Source organism: Pseudoxanthomonas sp. (assembly GCF_036845285.1).
In the GTDB taxonomy this organism is placed as follows: Bacteria; Pseudomonadota; Gammaproteobacteria; order Xanthomonadales; family Xanthomonadaceae; genus Pseudoxanthomonas_A.
The window spans coordinates 164,557-186,343 of record NZ_DAIUEE010000004.1 but is presented as its reverse complement, the minus strand read 5'-3'; the positions used below and the strand labels follow the sequence as shown (position 1 = coordinate 186,343).

At 66.3% G+C, this 21,787-nt stretch carries 17 protein-coding genes and 1 pseudogene; 6 read left to right on the top strand and 12 right to left on the bottom strand.

From position 1 onward, the window contains the following. Positions 1-116: 116 nt before the first annotated feature. The 3 genes from V7060_RS07195 to V7060_RS07185 are packed head-to-tail and all read left to right on the top strand — an operon-like array spanning position 117 to position 2,173. Entirely contained in the window at positions 117-1,064 is a 948-nt protein-coding gene (locus tag V7060_RS07195; RefSeq protein WP_334178557.1) for a DegV family protein, read from the top strand. Positions 1,065-1,120: 56 nt separating this feature from the next. Further along, complete coding sequence (locus V7060_RS07190; RefSeq protein WP_334178647.1) at positions 1,121-1,465, top strand: hypothetical protein; 345 nt, start codon at positions 1,121-1,123, stop codon at positions 1,463-1,465. A 33-nt stretch (positions 1,466-1,498) separates the two neighbouring features. Continuing rightward, complete coding sequence (locus V7060_RS07185) at positions 1,499-2,173, top strand: ATP-binding protein (RefSeq protein WP_334178556.1); 675 nt, start codon at positions 1,499-1,501, stop codon at positions 2,171-2,173. Between the two features lie 563 nt (positions 2,174-2,736). Here V7060_RS07185 and fghA read toward each other — a convergent pair. The 5 genes and pseudogenes from fghA to V7060_RS07160 all read right to left on the bottom strand — a co-directional run bounded on the left by fghA (position 2,737) and on the right by V7060_RS07160 (position 8,436). After that, on the bottom strand, positions 2,737-3,573 hold the full coding sequence (fghA, locus tag V7060_RS07180) for an S-formylglutathione hydrolase (RefSeq protein WP_334178555.1): 837 nt from the start codon (positions 3,571-3,573) through the stop codon (positions 2,737-2,739). A gap of 178 nt (positions 3,574-3,751) precedes the next feature. Next, the gene (locus V7060_RS07175; protein ID WP_334178554.1) at positions 3,752-4,861 is read right to left on the bottom strand and encodes an S-(hydroxymethyl)glutathione dehydrogenase/class III alcohol dehydrogenase; all 1,110 of its coding nucleotides are present in this window, start codon (positions 4,859-4,861) and stop codon (positions 3,752-3,754) included. Between the two features lie 29 nt (positions 4,862-4,890). Next, a complete protein-coding gene (gene frmR / locus V7060_RS07170) occupies positions 4,891-5,166 on the bottom strand; it encodes a formaldehyde-responsive transcriptional repressor FrmR (protein WP_334178553.1) in 276 nt (91 codons plus the stop codon). 295 nt (positions 5,167-5,461) lie between these two features. Beyond that, positions 5,462-6,898: pseudogene (locus V7060_RS07165) on the bottom strand (IS1182 family transposase). A gap of 365 nt (positions 6,899-7,263) precedes the next feature. Beyond that, complete coding sequence (locus V7060_RS07160; RefSeq protein ID WP_334178552.1) at positions 7,264-8,436, bottom strand: MFS transporter; 1,173 nt, start codon at positions 8,434-8,436, stop codon at positions 7,264-7,266. 204 nt (positions 8,437-8,640) lie between these two features. On the opposite strand from V7060_RS07160, the gene V7060_RS07155 reads away from it, so the two are divergent. Both V7060_RS07155 and V7060_RS07150 read left to right on the top strand, forming a co-directional pair. After that, positions 8,641-9,543, top strand: a complete 903-nt coding sequence (locus tag V7060_RS07155) for a LysR substrate-binding domain-containing protein (protein ID WP_334178551.1) — start codon at positions 8,641-8,643, stop codon at positions 9,541-9,543. A 153-nt stretch (positions 9,544-9,696) separates the two neighbouring features. Next, a complete protein-coding gene (locus tag V7060_RS07150; protein ID WP_334178550.1) occupies positions 9,697-11,133 on the top strand; it encodes an IS1182 family transposase in 1,437 nt (478 codons plus the stop codon). Between the two features lie 230 nt (positions 11,134-11,363). Here V7060_RS07150 and V7060_RS07145 read toward each other — a convergent pair whose 3' ends face one another. From V7060_RS07145 to V7060_RS07120, 6 genes are all read right to left on the bottom strand, one after another. Next, positions 11,364-12,389, bottom strand: coding sequence for a hypothetical protein (locus V7060_RS07145; protein WP_334178549.1), 1,026 nt, complete (start codon positions 12,387-12,389; stop codon positions 11,364-11,366). A 136-nt stretch (positions 12,390-12,525) separates the two neighbouring features. After that, positions 12,526-12,798, bottom strand: a complete 273-nt coding sequence (locus V7060_RS07140) for a DUF4282 domain-containing protein (RefSeq protein WP_334178548.1) — start codon at positions 12,796-12,798, stop codon at positions 12,526-12,528. Between the two features lie 67 nt (positions 12,799-12,865). Continuing rightward, entirely contained in the window at positions 12,866-13,171 is a 306-nt protein-coding gene (locus V7060_RS07135; protein ID WP_334178547.1) for a hypothetical protein, read from the bottom strand. Position 13,172: 1 nt separating this feature from the next. Beyond that, the gene (locus V7060_RS07130) at positions 13,173-13,964 is read right to left on the bottom strand and encodes a hypothetical protein (RefSeq protein WP_334178546.1); all 792 of its coding nucleotides are present in this window, start codon (positions 13,962-13,964) and stop codon (positions 13,173-13,175) included. Continuing rightward, positions 13,951-14,892, bottom strand: a complete 942-nt coding sequence (locus V7060_RS07125; RefSeq protein WP_334178545.1) for a hypothetical protein — start codon at positions 14,890-14,892, stop codon at positions 13,951-13,953. The genes V7060_RS07130 and V7060_RS07125 overlap by 14 nt, the downstream gene beginning before the upstream one ends. Positions 14,893-14,948: 56 nt before the next feature. After that, positions 14,949-15,845, bottom strand: a complete 897-nt coding sequence (locus V7060_RS07120) for an OmpA family protein (RefSeq protein ID WP_334178544.1) — start codon at positions 15,843-15,845, stop codon at positions 14,949-14,951. 169 nt (positions 15,846-16,014) lie between these two features. Between V7060_RS07120 and V7060_RS07115 the strand changes: the two genes are divergently transcribed. Further along, a complete protein-coding gene (locus tag V7060_RS07115; RefSeq protein ID WP_334178543.1) occupies positions 16,015-18,774 on the top strand; it encodes a winged helix-turn-helix domain-containing protein in 2,760 nt (919 codons plus the stop codon). A gap of 97 nt (positions 18,775-18,871) precedes the next feature. Here V7060_RS07115 and V7060_RS07110 read toward each other — a convergent pair whose 3' ends face one another. Beyond that, entirely contained in the window at positions 18,872-21,748 is a 2,877-nt protein-coding gene (locus V7060_RS07110; protein WP_334178542.1) for a TonB-dependent receptor, read from the bottom strand. Positions 21,749-21,787 lie beyond the last annotated feature (39 nt).

The window sequence follows — 21,787 nt, the reverse complement described above, 5'->3', positions numbered from 1 at the left end:
CGCATTGCAAAAAGTGACACGAATCACACTTCATGCGTTTATCAAGCGACTTGCCTGACGTTCTCGGCTAGTTTCCCGAAGATAGATACAGATGCGACGATGCCGGGAGGGGCTAGATGCGCATAGGGATAGTCGTGGATTCGGCGTGCGACCTGCCGCTGGAATACCTCGAACAGCACAATATCGTCATCCTGCCGATCACGGTCCGCATCGGCGAAGCCGTCCTGGCCGACCATCGGGACGAGCAGGCCACGCTGAGCTTCCTGCACGCGCACGTGGCCGAGCGCGGCCACGAGGCCGAGACCACGCCGTTCACCGTCAACCAGATCCGCGACCTGTTCCTGGGCCGGCTGGTGATCGACTACGACCACGTCTTCTGCATGACGATCACCAAGACGCGTTCGCCGATCCACGAGAACGCGATGCAGGCCAGCTTCGCCATCCTCAACGACTACAAGCCGGTGCGGCAGGCCGCGGGCCACAACTCGCCGTTCGCACTGCGCGTGATCGACACGCAGAACCTGTTCGCCGCGCAGGGCATCACCGCGGTTGAAGCCGTGCGCATGCGCGAGGCCGGCGCCAGCGTGCAGCAGATCCGCGTGCGCCTGGAGGAACTGGCGCAGAACACGCACGGCTACATGATCCCGCGCGACCTGTACTACCTGCGCAACCGCGCGCGCACCAAGGGCGACCGCAGCGTCGGCCTGCTCAGCGCCGCGCTCGGCAGCGCGCTGGACATCAAGCCGGTGCTGTACGGCCATGCCGGCAACACCGAGCCGGTGGCCAAGATCAAGGGCTTCGACAATGCCGTGGAACAGATGTTCAAGTTCACCGGCAACCGGGTGATGGCCGGCCTGATGACGCCCACCGTGTGCCTGAGCTACGGCGGCGAACTGTCGGAACTGCGTGCCCTGCCCGGCTACCAGCGCCTGCGCGACATCTGCGAGAACAACCAGGTCGAGGTGTTCGAGAGCGTGATGAGCCTGACCGGCATGGTCAACGTGGGCAAGGGCGCGGTCGTTGCCGCGTTCGCCGCCCCGCCGGCCCCGTTCAAGGCGGCATAACGGCGGGCTAACGCGCCGTGGATAACGCTATGCCCCAGCGTTCAACCGGGGGTGCCATGGCCGTCCGTTACTACATCAGCCTGCCGGATCCCGGCCGCGCACGCGGCGGCGATCCGGCTTTCAGTTTCGATGCGCACGGTGCGGACGAATTCGCCGCCCAATTGCAGCATGCGCTGCGCACCAGCAGCCTGTTCGATCGCTGGCGCGCGCGCCAGGAAGAACCCGATGAAGTCGATCCCGGCCTCGGCGTGGTCGACGGCGATGCGTCGGTGAACGGACGACAGGACGACCTCAGCATCCTGCTGGTGGCCACGTCCTCGATTCCCGGCCAGGTGCTGAAGCATCGCCTGCGCCTGCTGGCGGGACACGCCTGGGAACTGCGCGATGTGTCCGCCGCGTAGCGTGTGGCGCGCGCGGAACGTATCGACCGGCCGATGACGGAGCGTACCCCCGTCCTGCTCGCCTGGAGCGGCGGCAAGGACGCGGCGTGGACGCTGCACGCGCTGCGCCAGCGCAATGACGTCGAGGTCGTCGGCCTGCTGACCACGGTGACCGAGGACGACCAGCGCGTGTCGATGCAGGGCATCCGCCGCAGCGTGCTGCATGCGCAGGCGCGCGCGACCGGCTTGCCGCTGATCGAGGCGATGATTCCCGCCCGCTGCACGAACGACGACTACGAGCGCGCGATGACGGACGCACTCGCGCGTGCGGCGCAGCGCTGGCCGACGCTGCGCACGACGGCCTTCGGCGATCTGTTCCTGGACGACATCCGCGCCTACCGGGTGCAGAACCTGGCCAAGATCGGCTGGCAGATCGTGACGCCGCTGTTCGGCGCGGACACCGCTGCGCTTGCGCGGGAGATGCTGGCCGGCGGACTGCGTGCCCACCTGTGCTGCGTGGATACGCAGCAGCTCGATGCGGCGTTCGCCGGCCGCGTCTTCGACGAAGCGCTGCTGCGCGACCTGCCCGTGGACGTCGATCCCTGCGGCGAGAACGGCGAATTCCACACCTGCGTATCGGCAGGCCCGATGTTCGATGCGCCGCTCGTGCTGGTGCAGGGCGATACCGAACTGCGTGACGGGCGCTTCGCCTTTACCGACTACACGTAGCGTGCGCTGTGCGCTGTGCGCTGTGCGCTGTGCGCTGTGCGCTGTGCGCTGTGCGCATGTGCGCATGTGCGCATGTGGGCACGATGTTGGCATCCTTGTGGTCGTGCGCGTGGCGCACGCTACGGGTGGTCTGCAGCCTCGTAGGGTGGGCCTTGGCCCACCATCGCTCTTACGACCCACCTTGCGCGGCGGGCCGAGGCCTGCCCTACGGTTGCAGCGCCTTCGCGTGGTGCGCGATGTGGTCGCCGATGACGTACGTAGCGTGCGCTGTGCGCACGTAGCGCGGTATTGGCATCCTTGCGGTCGTGCGCGTGGCGCACGCTACGGGTTCCCGGTGGTCCGCAGCCTTGTAGGGTGGGCCTTGGCCCACCCTCGCTCTTGCGACCCACCTTGCGCGGCGGGCCGAGGCCTGCCCTACGGTTGCAGCGCCTTCGCGCGGTGGGCGATGTGGTCGCCGATGACGTACGTAGCGTGCGCTGTGCGCACGTAGCTCGGTGCGGGCATCCTGCAATCGTGCACCTTACGCGATGTTGGCATCCTTGCGGTCGTGCGCATAGCGCACGCTACAGCGCCAGGGCTTTTGCGTGGTGCGCGATGTGCTCGCCGATGAAGCTGGCGATGAAGTAGTAGCTGTGGTCGTAGCCGGGCTGCAGGCGCAGCGTCAGCGGGTGCCCCGCGGCATCGGCTGCTGCCTGTAGCAACTCCGGCTTCAACTGGGTCTGGAGGAATTCGTCCCCATCGCCCTGGTCGACCAGCAGCGGCAGCCGTTCCTTCACCTGCGCGATCAGTTCGACGGCGTCGTACTGCTTCCACGCATCGCGGTCTTCGCCGAGATAGGCGCCGAACGCCTTCTCGCCCCACGGCACCTGTGAAGGCGCGACGATCGGCGAGAACGCCGACACGCTGCGGTAGCGACCGGGATTCTTCAGCGCGATCACCAGCGCGCCGTGCCCGCCCATCGAATGTCCGCTGATGGAGCGCGCGTCGGTCACCGGGAGGTTCGCTTCGATCAGCGCCGGCAGCTCGTCGACGAGGTAGTCGTACATCCGGTAGTGCGCCGCCCAAGGCGCCTGCGTGGCGTTGACGTAGAACCCGGCGCCCTTGCCCAGGTCGTAGCCATCGGCATCGGCCACGTCGTCACCGCGCGGACTGGTGTCGGGCGCGACCAGGATCACGCCATGCTCGGCCGCATACCGCTGCGCACCCGCCTTGGTGATGAAATTCTGTTCGGTGCAGGTCAGGCCGGACAGCCAGTACAGCACCGGCAGCTTCTGCGTTCCGGCTTGAGGAGGCAGATAGACGGCGAACCGCATCGTGCAGCCCAGGCTGCTCGATGCATGTTCGTAGACGTCCTGCCAACCGCCGTGCATGGCACGGTGTTCGATGCGTTGTAGTGTCATGGTGATTCCCGTTTCCCTTCTCCCGCCGGGAGAAGGTGGCGCGAAGCGCCGGATGAGGGTTGGATGGAACGTGGCGGGTGAACAGCGGCGGACGCTGCAGGCAGCGCGGCGTCCGATGATCGGGATGTCGCCGCACCCTCACCCCAACCCCTCTCCCGGCGGGAGAGGGGCGCAAGCGTCAGAAATGCACCACGCTGCGGATCGACTTGCCCTCATGCATCAGGTCGAAGGCTTCGTTGATGCCGTCCAGCGGCATGGTGTGGGTCACGAACGGGGCGAGTTCGATATCGCCCTTCATCGCATCCTCGACCATGCCCGGCAGCTGCGAGCGACCCTTCACGCCGCCAAATGCGGTACCCATCCACTTGCGGCCGGTCACCAGTTGGAACGGGCGCGTGGAGATCTCCTGGCCCGCGCCGGCCACACCGATGATCACGCTCTGGCCCCAGCCGCGGTGCGCGCATTCCAGCGCCGCGCGCATGACGTTGACGTTGCCGATGCATTCGAACGAATGATCCACGCCCCAGCCGGTCATCTCGACGATGACCTGCTGGATCGGCGTGTCGAAGTCCTTGGGGTTGACGCAATCGGTGGCGCCGAACTGCCGGGCCATCTCGAACTTCGAGGGATTGGTGTCGATGGCGATGATGCGCCCCGCCTTGGCCTGGCGCGCACCCTGGATCACCGCCAGGCCAATGCCGCCGAGACCGAACACGGCGACCGAATCGCCTGCCTGCACCTTGGCGGTGTTGTGTACGGCGCCGATGCCGGTGGTGACGCCGCAGCCCAGCAGGCAGACATGCTCCGGATTCGCATCGGGATTGATCTTCGCCAGCGAAACGTCGGCGACGACGGTGTACTCGCTGAAGGTCGAGCAGCCCATGTAGTGGTACAGCGGCTGGCCTTCGTAGGAGAAGCGCGAGGTGCCGTCCGGCATCACGCCCTTGCCCTGCGTCGCGCGCACGGAGGTACACAGGTTGGTCTTGCCGCTCTTGCAGAACAGGCACTCGCCGCACTCGGCGGTGTACAGCGGAATCACGTGGTCGCCCGGCTTCACGCTGGTCACGCCTTCGCCGACCTCGACCACGATGCCGGCGCCTTCATGGCCCAGCACGACCGGGAACAGGCCTTCCGGATCGTCGCCCGACAGCGTGAACGCGTCGGTGTGGCAGACGCCGGTGTGGGTGATCTTCACCAGCACCTCGCCTTTCTGCGGCGGGGCGACGTCGATCTCGACGATCTTCAGCGGTTCGCCTGCGGCGAAGGCGACGGCGGCACGGGATTTCATCGGGGCACTCCTGCTTGCTTGAGTTGGGACTACTTCAGGTACGAACGGACCAGCGCGACCGCGGCGTCGATGCCGGCCTCACGCTGCTTCCGGGTCGAGGCGGAATGCGCGAATTCCTCGCGCAGGTGGCTTTCGAGGATTTCCGACATCAGCCCGTTGACCGCACCCCGCACGGCGGCCAGCTGCTGCAGCACCGGCGCGCAGTCCGCACCCGCTTCCAGCGCACGCTCGAGCGCGTCCAGCTGGCCACGGATACGGCGCACGCGCGCCAGCGCTTTCTTCTTGTCGGCGGGAGAATGCGGCATCACGGCCCCACTCGAATAGTGGGGGGGAGTATATACCGCTCTCCCCGATCGTGCGCCCTGGATACCTGTGTGAACGGAAGACCATGGTTGCGACCGAAGAATCCGACAGCGGTCAATCCGGGAAGACCACACCATGGTCCACAGCCGTTGGCGGGACGCGCCGTAGAGCCGATACGGCAAGTAGCGACCCTCGTGACAGCGATCGGCCGAGTCTGTGTAAAAACGTCTGACGGCAGATCGCTGGCGGTTTGCCGATGCTCGACCTACGTTTGTCTGGTTGATGGCATCGCAATTCTCATGCCGCGATCGCCTTCAACATGCCAGGCATACCGATGATCTTGATCATCCGCTTCATGTTGTAGGCCAGCACGGCCAGGCTGATCTCTGCTCTGACCTTCGGCAACGTCTTTGTTAGAAGTGGCGTGGTGCCCAACCACGCCTTGAGGGTGCCGAAGACGTGCTCGACCGTCTGCCTTCGCGCAACGGCGACCTGCGGCCTGGCGTCGAGCCGCAGTTGCATCGCGTCGAGCACGTGTTCGTGTTCCCAGCGGCTGATCCGCCGGTAACGCGCCGTTGTGCATTGGTCGCGCATCGAGCAGTCTGGACAGGCGGATGACCAATACTTGCGCAGCGTCAGGCCGTCCTCTTCGCTGGTAAAGCGATGCGTGGCGTGCTCGCCCGCAGGACAACGATAGGCATCCAGCGTCGGCTCGTAGATGAAGTCCCGCTTGTCGAAGCGCCCCTGGGCCTTGCTGTTCGAGGTCAGCGGCTTGAGCACCAGTGGGATGATGCCGCTCTGCTCGCAGGTCAGGATCTGTTGAGCGTTGTAGTAGCCGCGATCGGCCAACGCGGTCAGGTGGTCGGTGCCTAGAGCGGTCTTGGCTTTGAGCGCCATGGGCGCAAGCTGCGTCCGATCGTGTCCAACGTTGGTGACTTCGTGGGCCACGATCAGGTGATGCTCCGCATCGACCGCAGCCTGCAGGTTGTAGCCCACCGTGCCGGTGGCACGTCCTGTCGAGGTCATCGATCGTGCATCCGGGTCGGTCAGTGAGATCTGGCTATCGGGCGCATCTTGCAGTTCCTGTTCGATGCGATCCAGCGCCGCCATCTGCTCTCGCACCTTGGCCAGCTTGTCGCGTAGCTACGGGATACGTGCCTCGGGCAGCAGCGCCGGGTCGCGATCGGCACGATCCAGTTCGGCCAGATAACGGGCCACGCTCTCGTCCAGCTGGCTACGCCGCGCCTTGATCTTGCCGACGGTGAAGTTGCGATCGCGGCTGTTGACCGCCTTGAACTTGCTGCCATCGATCGCGACCACGGCGTGCGAGAACACCTTCATCCGGCGGCACAGCGCAGTGAAGCGACTGCAGACCGCCACGATCGCGGTGCCGTTGTCCTTGCGGAAGTCGGCAATCGTCTTGAAGTCAGGCGCCAGTCGTCCGGTTAACCAGATCAGTTCCAGGTTGCGCTGCGCCTCGCGCTCCAGCCGACGGCTGGACTGCACCCGGTTGAGATAGCCCTAGATGTAGATCTTGAGCAGCGCGGCTGGGTGGTAAGCAGGTCGGCCACCGGCGGCGCGGCTGGCGGCCTCGAAACCCAGTGACCCGAGATCCAGCGCATCCACGAAGGCGTCGATGAGACGAACAGGATTGTCCTGATGGACGTAATCCTTGAGCCGGTCAGGCAGCAGGAGCGCCTGGGTCCGATCCACGCCATCGACGAATCGCTTCATGATCAGCACCGACCGAGGAGTGCTTGAATCTTGCCAGTGGTGTTGAGGTTTTCACACAGCCTCGGCCAGAAGCAGACTTAGCGCCTCAAGCTGCAAGACTCTCGATAGCCTCGCCACGGCGCCTCATCGAGCGCAACCGGAAGATGCCGTCCCTGCCCTAGATGAACATCACTTGCGGCCATTTTTTCAGCATAGCTGCCGAGAATTGACAGCCTTTACCACCATCGAACACATAAAGAAGCTAACGCGCGCCCTTACGTTGCAAACTTATCGTATGTCCCGTGGCCGGAGGACGCACTACCCGCCTTCTTTGAAGCTCTTCCCATAGGCTGAGCCATTGCAGAGGCGGGTAACGACACCCCATCCTACTGAACCCATTTACCTCGCCGCACAACGATGAACACCACCGCAAGCGAGGCGAACATCCATCCGCTCCAGATCGCGCCAGGCATGCCGATCCACGTGATGAGGCCACCGCCGACGGCCGAGCCGAACACCACACCGAGGTTGGCTGCGGAGATGTAGAGGCTAGTGACGAACTCCGGCACCTCCGGAGCCGCCGAGGCCATCCACACCTGGCTCACGATCAGGCCGCAGGTATGGGCGGCGCCCCACAACAGGCAAACCGGCAGCATCACCACGAACGACGGAGAGCCGAACACCTGCAGCACCGCGTAGGCGACGGCCAGCACGATGGGATAGCCGAGCACGGTGCCGACTAGGCTGCGACCGAGCCACCGGCCGGCCAGCGGGTTGCCGAGTACACCGCCGACGCCGAAGACCACCAGCAGCACGCTGATTGCCTCGCCGCTGAGGCCGGTTTCGCGCGCTAGGTACTCGGCAGCATAGCTGTACACCGAAAACATCGCGCCAAACACACAGACCGTCATGCCAATCGACAGCCACAGCGCCGGCTTGCGCAGAACCGCGAACGATTGTCCTTGGCTGCCTGCCACCGTGCCGCTCCGTGGCGGCAGCACAATCCACACACCGACCGCGGCCACCAGATTGACGATCGCGCAGAAGTAGAACGAGGCCTCATAGGAGACCCGTGTCCCGATCCAAGCCGTCAGCGGCACGCCCAGCACCAGCCCCATGCTGGTGCCGACGAAGGCCATCGCCGTGGCATGCGTGGCACGCTCGCGCGGATACAGAGACACCGCTGCGGCGAAGGCCACCGAGAAGAACACCGGATGCAGCAGCGCCGAGGGCACGCGCAGCGCCATCAGCAGGCGGAAGTCAGGTGCCCAGGCCGACAGCACACTGCACAGCGCGAACGCCAGCAGCGCGCCGCCCAACACCTTGCGGCGATCGAAACGCGACAGCCACAGCACCATCACCGGTCCGCAGACCGCAACGATCAGTGCGAACAGTCCGACCAGCCAGCCGGCCTCGGCGACCGTGATGTCATAGCGCTCAATGATCGACGGCAGGATCCCGACCACGCCGAATTCGACCGCATACAGCCCGAACAGGCCCAGCGCGATGAAGAACAGGGCGCGGCCGCCACCGGCCTCATGTGTCGTCGGCGCCGTCATCGCGCCGCTCCGCGGGTGTAGACGTTCAGGACAATAGCGACTGCGGTTAGCGCCAGCGCGGGCTTCGCGGTTGCGGATATCGAAACGGACAAGGCGATTCTTCCAGACGTGACCGGCCGCCACGATAGGAACCGTTCGACTGCAGAAAAAGTGGGCTAGAGTTCCTTGCTGAACGGACATCAGCGTCCGTAATCGAGATCTCGTATGGAAAGCCTGAGCGGCTTCACCGTCTTCGTGCAGGTAGCCGAGACACGCAGTTTCGTCGCCGCCGGGCGGCGGCTGGGCGTATCGGCTTCGGCTGTCGGCAAGAGGGTGGCCCGGCTCGAAGAAAAGCTCGGCGTGCGCCTGTTCCACCGCAGCACGCGCAGCGTCATACTGACGGCCGAGGGCACGCTATTTCTAGAACGCAGCCGCCGCATCCTGACCGAGATCGAGGCGGCCGAGCAGGAACTGTCACAGGCCTCCGCCACGCCGCGCGGCAGGTTGCGCGTCAGCCTGCCGCTGGTCAGTTCGCTGGTGCTGCCGGTGCTTGGCGACTTCATAGCCGCCTACCCCGAGATCGAACTGGACCTGGATTTCACCGACCGTATGGTCGACGTGATCGAGGAAGGCTTCGACGCCGTCGTCAGGACGGGTAGCCCGGCCGACTCGCGCCTCACGGCACGCCGGCTGGGTGCGTTTCGCTCGCTGCTGGTCGCCTCGCCCGACTACCTGGCGCAACGCGGCGTGCCACGAACGCCGGGGGACCTGCTCGGACACGCCTGCCTGCATTACCGCTATCCGAACAGTGGCAAGCTGGAAGCCTGGCCATTGCACCGCGCCCCGGACGAACCGGAACTGCCACTGCCGACCACGATGATCTGCAACAACATCGAGACGCGCGTGTGTTTCGCACTACAGGGCCGTGGCATAGCTTGCCTCCCCGACTTCGCTATCCGTGAGCCGCTGGCCGACGGCAGGCTACAGCCGGTGCTGGCCCAATACATCGAACGCACAGGCGACTTCCACGTACTGTGGCCAGCCAGCAGGCATCCATCACCGAAGGTTAGGGCGCTGGTCGATTTCCTTGCCGCGCGTGTGTTTCCGACGGCTGAAACAGCGGCCTGATGACTCAGGTCAGGCAACAGTCCCTCCCCGCAGCTGCTCAACACGTCCAACCAAACTGCTAGGGTCCTGCTTCGAGGTCCGCTTCGGGTCGAGGCTGTGTGAAAACCCCGCCTCCACTGGCATGATCTGAGCACTGGCCGATGGGTGCTCTGCATGAAGCGATTCGTGGATGGCGTTGATCGTTCCCAAGGGCTTCTGCTCCCTGATCGACTGGAAGACTTCGTCCACGATGACAACCCGGTACGGGTGGTTGATGCCTTCGTGGACGCACTTGATCTGAGCGGACTGGGCTTCGAGGCTGCCAATCGCGTGGCTGGCGGTCGTCCTGCGTATCACCCCGCGGCACTGCTCAAGATCTATATCTACGGTTACCTCAACCGCATCCAGTCCAGCCGCCGCCTGGAGCGGGAGGCACAACGGAACCTGGAGCTGATCTGGTTGACTGGCCGGCTGGCACCGGACTTCAAAACCATTGCCGACTTCCGCAAGGACAACGGCAGCGCGATCACCGCGGCGTGCAGCCAGTTCGTCAGCCTCTGCCGGAGCATGAAGGTCTTCTCGCACGCAATCGTCGCGATCGATGGCAGCAAGCTCAAGGCGGTGAACAGCCGGGACCGCAACTTCACCGCTGGCAAGATCAAGGGGCGCCGGCAGCAACTGGAGGAGAGCGTTGCGCGCTATCTGGCCGAGATGGACCGCGCGGATCGTGATCCAAGCTTGTTGCCAGAGGGTCGCGTTCCTCACTTGAAGGACAAGCTGGCCAAGCTGCGCGCGCAGATGGAGAAGCTCGACGCCATCGAAAAGCAGCTTGAGGCCACTCCAGATCGCCAGATATCACTGACGGATCCGGATGCACGCTCGATGGCCACGAGCGGCCGTGGAACGGGTGTGGTGGGCTACAACGTCCAGGCGGCTGTTGATGCTGAGCACCACCTGATCGTCGCCCACGATGTCATCAATGATGGTCATGATCGTGCCCAGTTCTCGCGCATGGCAACGAAGGCAAGGGAAGCCCTTGGCACCGAACGCATGACGGCACTGGCAGATCGAGGCTACTTCAATGCGCCAGAGATCCTGGCATGCGAGGAGACAGGCGTCATTCCGTTGGTGCCCAAGCCGCTCACGTCGAACAGCAAGGCCGAAGGCCGGTTCGACAAGCGGGACTTTGCTTATGACGAAGCCGCGGATGAGTACGAGTGTCCGGCAGGCGAAAGAGCAATTCATCGCTTCACGGCCGAAGAAAAGGGCCTGACCCTGCATAAGTATTGGTCCTCAGCCTGCCCCCGCTGCCCGATGCGGGCGCAATGCACGACCGCTAGCTACAGACGAATCACCCGCTGGGAGCACGAACATGTGCTCGAACGAATGCAGATGCTGCTGGATGCGAGGCCGGAAGCTGCCGTAGCACGACGACAGACGGTGGAGCATGTCTTCGGCACGCTGAAATCGTGGCTCGGCACGACGCCGTTGCTGACCAAGACCCTTCCGAAGGTCAGAACGGAGATCAGCTTGGCGGTTCTGGCCTACAACATGAAGCGGATGATCAAGATCATGGGCACCGATGGCATGGTGAGGGCCATCGCGGCCTAGTCATCACGCTTTTCGCTGTATCACCGGCCGCTCGAACTGCTCACGCCAACGTCGCTAGTCCCTTGCCGACGAGTTTTTACACAGCCTCGGTCGGAAGCTGCCGTGACCGTTGAGCACAGCAAACCGTGCTCAGCGCAGCTTGAGCTGCACTGAGCAGGCGCTGTCTGCTTGGTAGTGCCGCGCCAGGCACCCCCTTTCCAGGACGGGGATGGCCCGACGGGCGATGGCGATCATCGTTTCGCGTAGCCGGGCGTGCCGTCCGCGTAAAGCACGATCTGCTCCCACACGTCGCCGTCGCGTTCGACAATGCCGCGACGCAGGTAGCGCTCTCCAGGCTTCAGTGTCTCCAGCACCGGCGCTTCCGCATCCGGAAACTCGCGCACCTGCACCGTTCCTTGCGCCTGCCATTGCCCTCCCTGCGGCTTGACGCGGAACTCCAGCATCGCCATCCGCGCCATCACGGGATCGTGCACATAGGCCTTGCGCTTGTCCGGACCCCACGGCGCGACTTCGATCCAGCCGGTCGTCCCCACGATGCCGCTGACCGGCACCAGGAAATCCCTGGCCAGGTCGTCGATCGGCGGTGCCTGCGGCGAGGGCGCCGCGCGAAAGACCACCGGCGATGCCGCAAGGTGGCTCCACTTCGGCAGGTTGCGGCTGCGCAACAACGTGGGGGGCTGTGCGGATAGCGCGATGCCGGCCGGCACGATGCCCGCGGCGCGTGGCTCATCCAGCACCTGGGCGGACAGGTCCGCGAGGTCGCGGGGATTCCCGGCCACCACGTTCACGCGCTTACCGCTGCGATAGACCAGCGTGGGGAAAGCGAACGTCGAGGAACGATCGTAGGGACGCAACTGGTAGTTGATGCTGTCCATGACGCCCTGGTTGTACGCCAGCCCACGCTGCGCGCGGGCATCGACGACACCGGGTGCCCGGCCGGCGAACGCGTTCGCGACGGCCGTGGCATCGCGTGCGGCAAGTACCGACGCCGCTGTCCCGCCGGCGACCGGAATCCAGCGGAGCTGCACCTTGCCGACCAGCCCACGGGTATCGTCGAACAGGCGCCGGCTCCATGCGCACTCCGTGCTGTACACCACGTAGACCACCTTGGTGGCGGGTTGGCCATCGGCGGCCCAGATCGCGTTCTCCACCGCGTCCATCAGCCGCGCGGCATCGTCGGCCTTGCTGACGACGACCTGCTTGCCGCGATCCACCGCGTGCAGCGACGGCGACAGCACGGCCGCGATGAACAACACGGCACAGGATCGCCACGGCGCTGAGGTCCATGGCCCGATACTGCGAATGGGAGCGGTTGCCGCCATCGTCGATTCTCCGGGTGGGTGATGACACGACGACGGACGCGCAGCCTCCGCCGCCAGCTTCCTGCGTGCGCTACTTGCGCCGGATGTCCTGCAGGGCTTCGTTGATCTTGAACAGCACGATCATGATTTCGCAGTAGATGCGCGCCAGCAGCGCGAACAGCGTGGCCAGGATGGGCGCGGCGACGATCATGCCGAAGCCGGCGAAACCGGAGTACCGCATCATGCCGAAGCCCTTCACCATCAGGACCAGGCCGGAGACGGCCGCGCCGGCCAGCAAGATCCAGTAGATGAACGTGATGATCTTCGGCGTCACCATCGCATCGAAGTAGAGCCAGTCCCGCATGTCGCTTCCTCCTCGTTGTAGTCCATGACGTGCCGCGCCGTTCGCGCTGCACGGTGTTCCGCGCCACTCAGTCGGCGACGCGCGTATAGGTCACGCCCAGCGGGCCGGACAGCGTGTCCGCATCCACGCGGGTCAGTACCAGGGCCGCTCCCTCGACATCGGGATGCCGCATGCGGATGCGGTCGCCTTCCACCTCGTAGCGCAGCTGGCGCTCCACGCCCCCCAGTCCGGACGACTGCACCACCACGCCACCGCGTTCGAAACGCAACTGCGTCAAGCCCATCGCGTCTTCATAGGTGCCCGTCAACCCGCTTCCGCACGCGCACAGCAGCAGCGCCGCAGAAACCGCCATCGCCTTGGCCCGCAAGGTCATGTCAACGTCCCCTTCCGCCATCGAACGTCAACTCGCCGAATGTCGCCGGGCGGTTGTAGCGATCGCTGCCGATCGTGTATCCCGACAGGCGTGCCGTGATCACCACGCCTTCGCTGCGCTGGCTGATGCCCGTGACGAGGAACCGGCTGTCCAGCACCACGCTGCGCACACCACTGTTGCGCGCCAGTACGTCCTGGGCGGCGGCCGGATCCAGCGGCCAGAAATTCAGCTCCTCCGGATTGTCCACCTGCAGGCGAACCTGCTGCCTCTGCATGGATGGCGATGGCTGCGCACTGAAACTGAAAACGCTGCCCGGCATGAAGGCATCCAGGTAGTAGCCACCCCGTGCCGTGTCGTACTCGCCGAAGTGCGCATTGACGTTGAGCCGCAAGCGACCGACATCAGCCGTGCCATCGTAGATGGCCTGCAGGCGTTCCTGCTCTTCCTTCAACAGCGACGGACGCTTGAATTCGTCCGCATGCACGACGCGCGACTGCGCGGCCGCCCATGCGTCGATGGGTGGCGTACGTCCTTCCAGGCGATAGGCCAACATCAGGATCTGCAGGTCGTCGGGATGATCGAGCTGGCGTTCGCCGAACTGCGGCGGCGAGGGTGTGCTGGACGCAGCGGCCGCGGACGGTGCATGCGCGGGCGATGGTGCGGGGGACGCGTCGACCGTCGATGGCGCCGACGACGGTCCACCCGCCTCGCGCTGCCCGCTTTCGCAGGCGGCCAGAGCCGCCGTGAGCACGAGGGCCACGCAAGCCGCCTTGTACGCATCAGAGGCGGACATCGCTGGCCTCCTTCACTTCGGCATCGCGCCGCGTCTGGCCGATGCGTTGCAGTTCCGCCTGCATGCCGGCGACATGCGCGTAGGTGTCGCTCTGCTGGAGCATGGCGGTATGCAACTCCATGGCAAGACCGGGATTCTTGCCGCTCAGCACGACGCGTGCGCTGATGTTCAGGCCGCAGCCTTCGGTCCAGCTGGCCCCCGTGTTCTCGCCACCTCCATAGACGCCGTTGCGGCAGCGGCCGAACAGCGGGTTGGCTTCCGACAACGGATTGCCCGCGCGGTCGTAGATCCATTGCAGGTCGCGCGTGCCGGCGGAGTAGCCGCGCGGCGCATTGCTGTCCTCGCGCACTTGCGGCTGTCCGTACTTGGCCGTCAGCGCTTCGAGCGTGGCGTCCACCGACGGCATCTGGCCATCGCGGAACTTCTGCGTGCGCCACACGACCATCGCGGTTTCCTTCCCCGGCACACCCGGGGTGGCGACGCTGACGATCTCGTCGGTGTGCTCCCACTTGAACTTGCCGCGGCACTCCTGCCACTCGCGCGCGAAGTTGCATGGGCGGTAGCTGCCCTTTTCCACCGTGAAGAACTGCGTGCCCAGCGCCACGCCATGGGTATCCAGGCGATCGAGCCAGCGGTTCTCCTCGCTGACCACCGCGTCCTCGCCCAGGCTGCAGCGCACGGTGGACAGCGCTTCCTCGCGCGTCATGCCGAGGCGCAGGCCGGTGATGTCGGGTCCTTTCAGTTCCTTGCGCACCCTGGCCGGGCAGCGCAGCGGCGCACTTCCCTCGGGTGCGGCCATGGCCGCCTCCTCCAGTTCGTCCAGCGGCACGCCCCCTTCTTCCTGGCCATCGGCCAGTTCCTTGCCGCCGCAGGCGGACAGCAACAACAGCGACAGCGCGAACATCGGTGCGGCGTTCTTCAGGATCATTTCGTTCTCCGGGTTTGACCGCGCCACCGCGCCTGGAGCGCGCCGTGGCACGAGGGTTAGTCCAGCAACACGACTTCGACGCGGCGATTGGCCTCCGCCTCCGGTGCGGCCGGATGCTTGAGCCGGCGCTCGCCATGGCCCTGCACGTCCAGACGCGACGACGCGATGCCGAACGTGCGCACGAGGTACTCGGCCACTGCCGCGGCACGCTGTCGCGACAGCAGCAGATTGGCCTCGTCGGTGCCGACGGCGTCCGTGTGCCCGTGGATGCCGATGCGCCGCGTGGCCAGTTGCGGCGCCAGCAGCACGCGCCCCAGTTCGTCCAACTGCGGCAGGCTGTCCGGGCGGATCGTCGCGCGGGCGAAGTCGAACAGGATGTCGAGGTCGATGCGCCCCGCGCCGGCAAGCGCATCGCCGATTTCACCGGCGTCCTGCAGGCCGTCGCGTGCCGCAGGCATGGCGACGGCGCAGGCGGCCGGCGGGGTTGCGGGTGCGGCACTGCGGCCCAGGTCGAACTGCTTGCAGGCCGGCGCACCGCTGACGGTACCGCTGAAGCGGCGACCCTCGGCGTCCACCTGTCCATCGAAATGCACGACGCGATAGCCGCCCGGCCTGAGCAGCCAGTCCTTGCCTTTCAGTTGCAGGCGACCGGAGCCGGGGTCGTACGTGCCGGTCATCGAGAAGCAGCCGGTCGGCACGCGCGGGTTGCGCGGATCGGCGTAGAAGTGGAACAACGCGCGGGCGTTGGTGGGCGTGGCGTCGGTGATGCTCAAGGTCAGGCCGGTCAGGCCCTGCGCACAGACATAGGTACCCACCCACGGACCGAGGACGCTGCGCGCCGGCGTCGACTGCGCACCGGCCGGCGCCGCTGCGCCGGTGACCAGCAGGAGCGACGCCGCCGCGAGCCATCGCCGCAGCGCCGCGCCCCTCCGCCTCCCGCTCCCCATGTCCATGCCTGTTCTCCGGTCCGCCTGCGTGCCGGCCCCTCTCCGGCCGTGACGACGATGCTGGCGAAGGGGGCGGGCCTGCGTCCTCATGCGGACTTCAAGAAACCTTCAAGCGCGTCCACATGGGCGTCTCCGGCCCGCCGGCGCGGCGGTGGCGGGCGCTATCATCGACCACATGCCACCCCCTTCCCCGTCCGATGCCCGGCTCTACCGATGGCGCTTCGGTGCCGTCGAGTTCGACGAAGCCCGCCATGAACTGCGCGTGGCCGGGCTGGCGGTCGACATCGAGCACAAACCCCTGCAGGTGCTGTCGGTGCTGCTTCGCCACGTGGGCGAAGTGGTGACGAAGGAGGAATTGTTCGACCAGGTCTGGACGGGCCGGATCACCGTCGACCATGTGCTGGCCACCGCGATCGGCAAGTTGCGCAAGGCCTTGGATGCGGCTGGCGAAGACCGCATCGTCACCGTTCCGCGCGTGGGCTACCGCCTGGATGGCCCCATCGAGCGCGTCGCCCAGGGGCAGCGGCTGGAGGCCACGCTGAGCTTCGCCGCAGGGCAGCCGGTGCCCGGCCGCGAGCATTTTTTCCTCGAACGACCCCTCGGCCGCACGCTGGGCAGTGAAGTGTGGCTGGCACGACAGCCGCGGACCCGCGATGCGCGCGTGTTCAAGTTCAGCCTGGGCGGCGAGCGGCTGGCCGCCATCAAGCGCGAAGCCACGCTGATGCGCGTACTGCGCGACACGCTGGGCGAGCGCGACGACTTCGTGCGCGTACTCGACTGGAACTTCGAGAACGAGCCGTTCTTCCTGGAATGCGAGTACGGCGGGCAGGCGTTGCCGGACTGGGCGGACGAACACGAGGCGCTCGTCGGCTGGGACCGCGCGCGCAAGCTGGCGTTCTTCCTGCGGATCGCCGCCGCCGTCGATGCCGCGCACGGCGTGGGCGTGCTGCACAAGGACATCAAGCCGGCCAACGTGCTGGTGCGGGCGCGCCCGGACGATCACTGGCAACCGTGCCTCACGGATTTCGGCAACAGTCGCCTGCTGCAGCCCGAGCGGCTGGCCGAGCTGGGCATCACCGGCATGGGCATGACGGTGACCACCGCCGGCAGCGGCGACAGTTCGGGCACGCCGCTGTACCTCGCACCGGAACTGATCGCCGGGCAACCGGCCACGGTGCGCAGCGATGTCTATGCGCTGGGCGTGCTGCTGTACCAGTGGCTGGTCGGCGACCTGCGTCGCCCGATGGCGCCGGGCTGGGAACGCGACATCGACGATCCGCTGCTGGTGGAGGACCTCCGCCGCGCCACCGATGGCGACCCCGCGCAGCGCCTCGGCAGCGTGGCGGAACTGGTCGATCGACTGGCCTCGTTGGCCGAACGCCACGCCGAGGCGGAAGAGCAGCGCCTGGCGGCGGCCGGCGCCCTGCAGGTGCAGCGCGCCCTCGAGCACGCCCGTACGCGCAGGCCTTGGGTCATCGCCACCATCGTCATGCTGAGCGCGGGGCTGCTGGCCAGTTCGGGCCTGTGGTGGCGCAGCGAACAGCAGCGTAAAAGTGCGGCCGTGCAGGCCATGCGCGCGGAAGCCGTCGTGCGCTTCCTCAGTGACGACCTGATCGGCGCATTGAGCCCGGGCGGTGCCGGCTTCGAGCGCGACCCGACCGTGCGGCAGATGCTGGAACAGGCCGGCGCGCCATTGGCCGCGCGCTTCGACAAGGACCTCGCCGTACGCGGTGGCATCCATGCGGCGCTCGGCGATGCCTGGCGCACGCTGGGCGACCGCGAACGCGCGGCGGACCACCTGCGCCAGGCCGTGCAGGACTACGGGCGCGCGTTCGGCGTCGACGACGAGCAGACCCTGGTCACCCGCTATGGGCTGGTGCGCACGCTGGCCTACGCGGGCACGCCGGCCTCCTTCGCCGAGGGCGCCCGCCAGTTGCAGGAGGCCGATCGGCTGGCCGGCACCACACGCCTCGATGGCCAGAACCTGGTGGCGTTGCATGCCGCGATCGCGCGCGGCCAGCTGCACTTCCAGCAATTGCAGATCGAACCGTCCCTGCGGGCGCACCGGCGCGCGGATGCCCTGCAACGGGCGTTGCGTCCGGACGATGCGTCGATGGCCGCATTGATCCGCTCGAACATCGCCGATGGCCTGCTGCGCTCCGACAAGGCCGAAGAGGCCATTCCCCTGTTGCAGCAACTGCTCGCCGATCCGCTGCTCGATCCACGCCGCATCGGCGAGTCCACCGTCGCCGGGTATCGCGTGATGCTGGCGCGCGCATTGCGCAACCTGGGCCGCTATGCGGAGGCGTTGCCGATCGCGCAGGGTGCGGCCGCCGCGACCGAGCGCATCCTGGGGCCGGACGACTACACCACCCTGGTGCAGATGTCGCTGGTGGCCAGCATCCACGACCAGGCCGGCGACTGCGCGCAGGCCCTGCCGATCGCACGCACGGTGCGGGAGCGCATGGCGAAGCGCTATGGCGAAACGCGCCAGGCCACGCTGATCGAAACCGGCAACCTCGGCTTCAAGGAATACGACTGCGGCGAACGCGACGCGGGGCTCGCCTACCTGCAGCAGGCCGAAAGCGGGCTGCGGCGCCACTTCGGGCAGGACAACGTCGCCGCGCACAGCTTTCGCTACGCGCTCGCCAGGCACCTCGCCACGGCAGGCCGCTACGCCGAAGCACTGGACATGGTCGATGGCCTGAGCGTGCCCGCCCTCACGGCAGGGGATTCCACGCCCGGCTGGGAGCATCGCCTGCAGGCGCTGCGTGGCCAGATCCTGATGCAGTCCGGACGCGTGCGGGAGGGCCGGCCGATGCTCGCCGCGGCCGTGTCGGCCCTCGACGGACTGGGCCATCCCGAAGAGGACGAAGTGATCGAATGGCGGCGCCTGCTTTCGGACAACGAATCCCGGCCTGCCGGCGCCCGATGACCGGCGCGGATCCGCGTGCGTGGCGTGGAGCATCGGCGAGCGGAAACGAGAAGGGCTCCCTTGCGGGAGCCCTTCTGCGTACCGCACCAGGCGAAGATCAGAACCGGTAGCTCAAGCCCAGGTTCACCGAGCGGCCGTAGCGGTAGTAGCCCTGCGACAGCAGCGGATTGCCGTTGATGCTGTAGGTCTGCGCCTCGTCCAGCAGGTTGCGGCCCTCCAGCGAGACGCTGAAGCGGTCGTTGAACTGGTAGGACACGTGCGCGGTCAGCCAGGTGATCGCATCGGCCTGCTCGTTGTAGCCCTCGCCCAGCACGTTGATGGCGGTGACGAAGCCATCGGTGCGGTCGGCGGTGGCGCCCAGCGACCACGGACCCTTCTCGTACATCAGGCCCAGCGAGTAGACCGACGGCGCGATGCCTTCCAGCGGACGCTCCTGGTCGCCGACGAAACTCTTCGACCAGTTGCGCGTGTACTGCGCGCGGAAGCCGAAGCCGTTGTCCCAGAAATGCTGCAAACCGGCTTCGATACCGCGCACCTTGGCGTAGTCGCCGTTGATCGGGCGCATCACGTTGAACAGGGTCGGGTCGGTGCCGATCGGCGTGCCGTCCGGTCGCAGGATGGGTCCGACGCCGATGTCCTGGCCCGGCTCCCAGCTGGTGGTCAGCTGGTTCTCGATGCGCTTGTAGAACACCGCGACGTTGAAGATCGAGTTCTCGCTGAAGTACCACTCCAGCGACACGTCGCCCTGCTTGGCTTCGTACGGCTTCAGGTCGACGTTGCCGCCGTAGATCTGGGTGAACTCGCCCCACGACACGCTGGCGGTGGTGTTGGTCGGCGCCAGCTTGTCCACCGGCGGACGCGCCATCGTCTTGGCGGCGCCCACGCGCAGCTGCAGGTCGTCGGTGAAGCGCCAGGTGAAGTTGCCCGACGGCAGCAGGTAGGTGTAATCGCCGTCCTGGCGGATCGCGGTCGGCTCGGCGTAGTTGGCGGTGTAGTTGAACGCACCGTTCTCGGTGATGCCGAGGATCGGTGCGTCCCAGGCTTCCGACGTGGTGCGCGTCTTGACGAAGCGCACGCCGACGTCGGCGCTCCAGCGTTCACCGGAGAAGTCGGCCTGCACGTAAGCGGCCTTGGTGTCTTCGCTGACGCGGTAGCTTTCCAGCGGGTTCCATTGCGGGGCTGCGTTGGAGAAGTCGTAGGTGCCGCCGCCCGGACGCGCATTGCCGTTGTACGCCGCCAGCTGGTTGAGGTAGTTCGGCACGTCGAACGCGAGGAAGGTGCGCGGGAAGTCTGCGTTCACGCCGCGCATGAAGTTCGGCAGGGTGAACGAGTGCGACAGCACGTTGCCGCCCAGCGCACCGACGTTGATCGCGTTGTCGCCAGAGTAGTAGTCGGCGCCGCCGTTGAGCGTGTTGTTGATCAGGTCGCGGGTCTTCTTGCGGTCGGTCGCGGTGACGCCGAAGTGCAGGTCGTCCATGGCGAACCGGCCCACGAACCACTTGCCTCCCACGGTGCCGCCGGTGATCTCGTCGACGATGTTGTCGCCGCGCAGCTCCATGTAATGCGTGTTGAAATCCGACCCGCCGAACTGCCCGTTGGCCAGGCCGTTCGCCAGCTGGCGTCCATCGTCGAAGAGGGCAGTGACGTTGGGGACGGCGCCGCCGCTGAGTTCGATGCGGGCGACGTTGGGCTGGTTCATGCGCAGCACCACGTAGGTGTCCTGGCCGCCCGAGTAGCGCTTGGAGGTCGAGCGGTAGACGTCGCCGGTCAGGGTCAGGTCGTCGCTGACCTTCCACTCGGCATTGGCGCCGTACAGGTCGGTGTCGACCACCCGGTGCTCGGTCATGTTGAGCAGTTCCGGGTTGAGACGCATTTCCGGATCGGGATTGTCCATCGTGAAGCCGGTGACGATGCCGTTCCGGATCGTCATGTCGGACCAGCGGCCGGGTGCGAACAGCGGGTAGTACGACTGCTGGTAGCCGACCTGCGGCGAGTCCAGGCGCGTCTTCAGCCCGTCCAGCGTCAGCTTGAAGCTGTTGCTCGGCCGCCATTCGACCTTCGCCGACAGCGCGCGACGCTTCTTCTCTTCCAGGATCGAGCCGACACGGAACTGGCCCGGTGCGATCAGCCCGTATTCGTCTTCATCCAGGATGCCGTTGCCGTTCGGATCGATGGCACCGCCCCAGGTGTTGCCCCACAGCCAGCTCTCGTCGTTCGGGTCCGCGTTGCGGCTCCAGCCGCCGTCGTTGCCGGCGATGTCGGTACGGTCCTTGCGCTTGCCGTACACCACACCGAGCAGCACGCCCAGCGTGTTGTCGGCGAACAGGTTGCTGTAGGTCGCGGAGAACTTGTGCCCGTTGAGTTCGGACATCTGGTTGCGGTCGCCTTCCAGGCGGATGACGCCCTGCTGCCCGTCCTGATCGAACGGACTGGCCGAACGCAGGTTGATCAGGCCGCCGATGGCGCCTTCCGACAACGACGCCTGCGCGCCCTTGACGACATCGGCGCCGCTGATCACGTCGGCCGGCAGTACGTCGTAGGCGAAATCGCGGCCCGCACCGTCGGTGGCGAGGATGCGGCCATTGAAGGTGGTGAGGGTGTATTCGGGGCCGAGGCCACGGACGCTGACCTTCTGGCCTTCGCCGCCGGCGGTGCGCGAGATGGACACGCCGGTGATGTGGCTCAGGGAGTCGGCGACGTTGTCGTCGGGAAACTTGCCCAGTTCCAGCGCACTGATCGAATCCTGCACCGTACCGGACTCGCGCTTCAGTTCGATGGCGCGCGCCAGACTGCCGCGCACGCCGGTGACCACCACGGTATCGAGGGTGGCGGGATCGCCCTGGCTCTCCTGTCCCGCCGGCGCCGTGGCCGCGGTGTCGGCCTCCGCCTGCTGGGCCAGCACGCCGATCGGCGCGTTCAGAGCCAGGGCCACACTACAAAAGAGCAAGTTCCGGTGCAGCCGCGCGTTCTTCATGGGTCTCTCCTCAGACGGTGGCAGGTTGGTGACGCAACC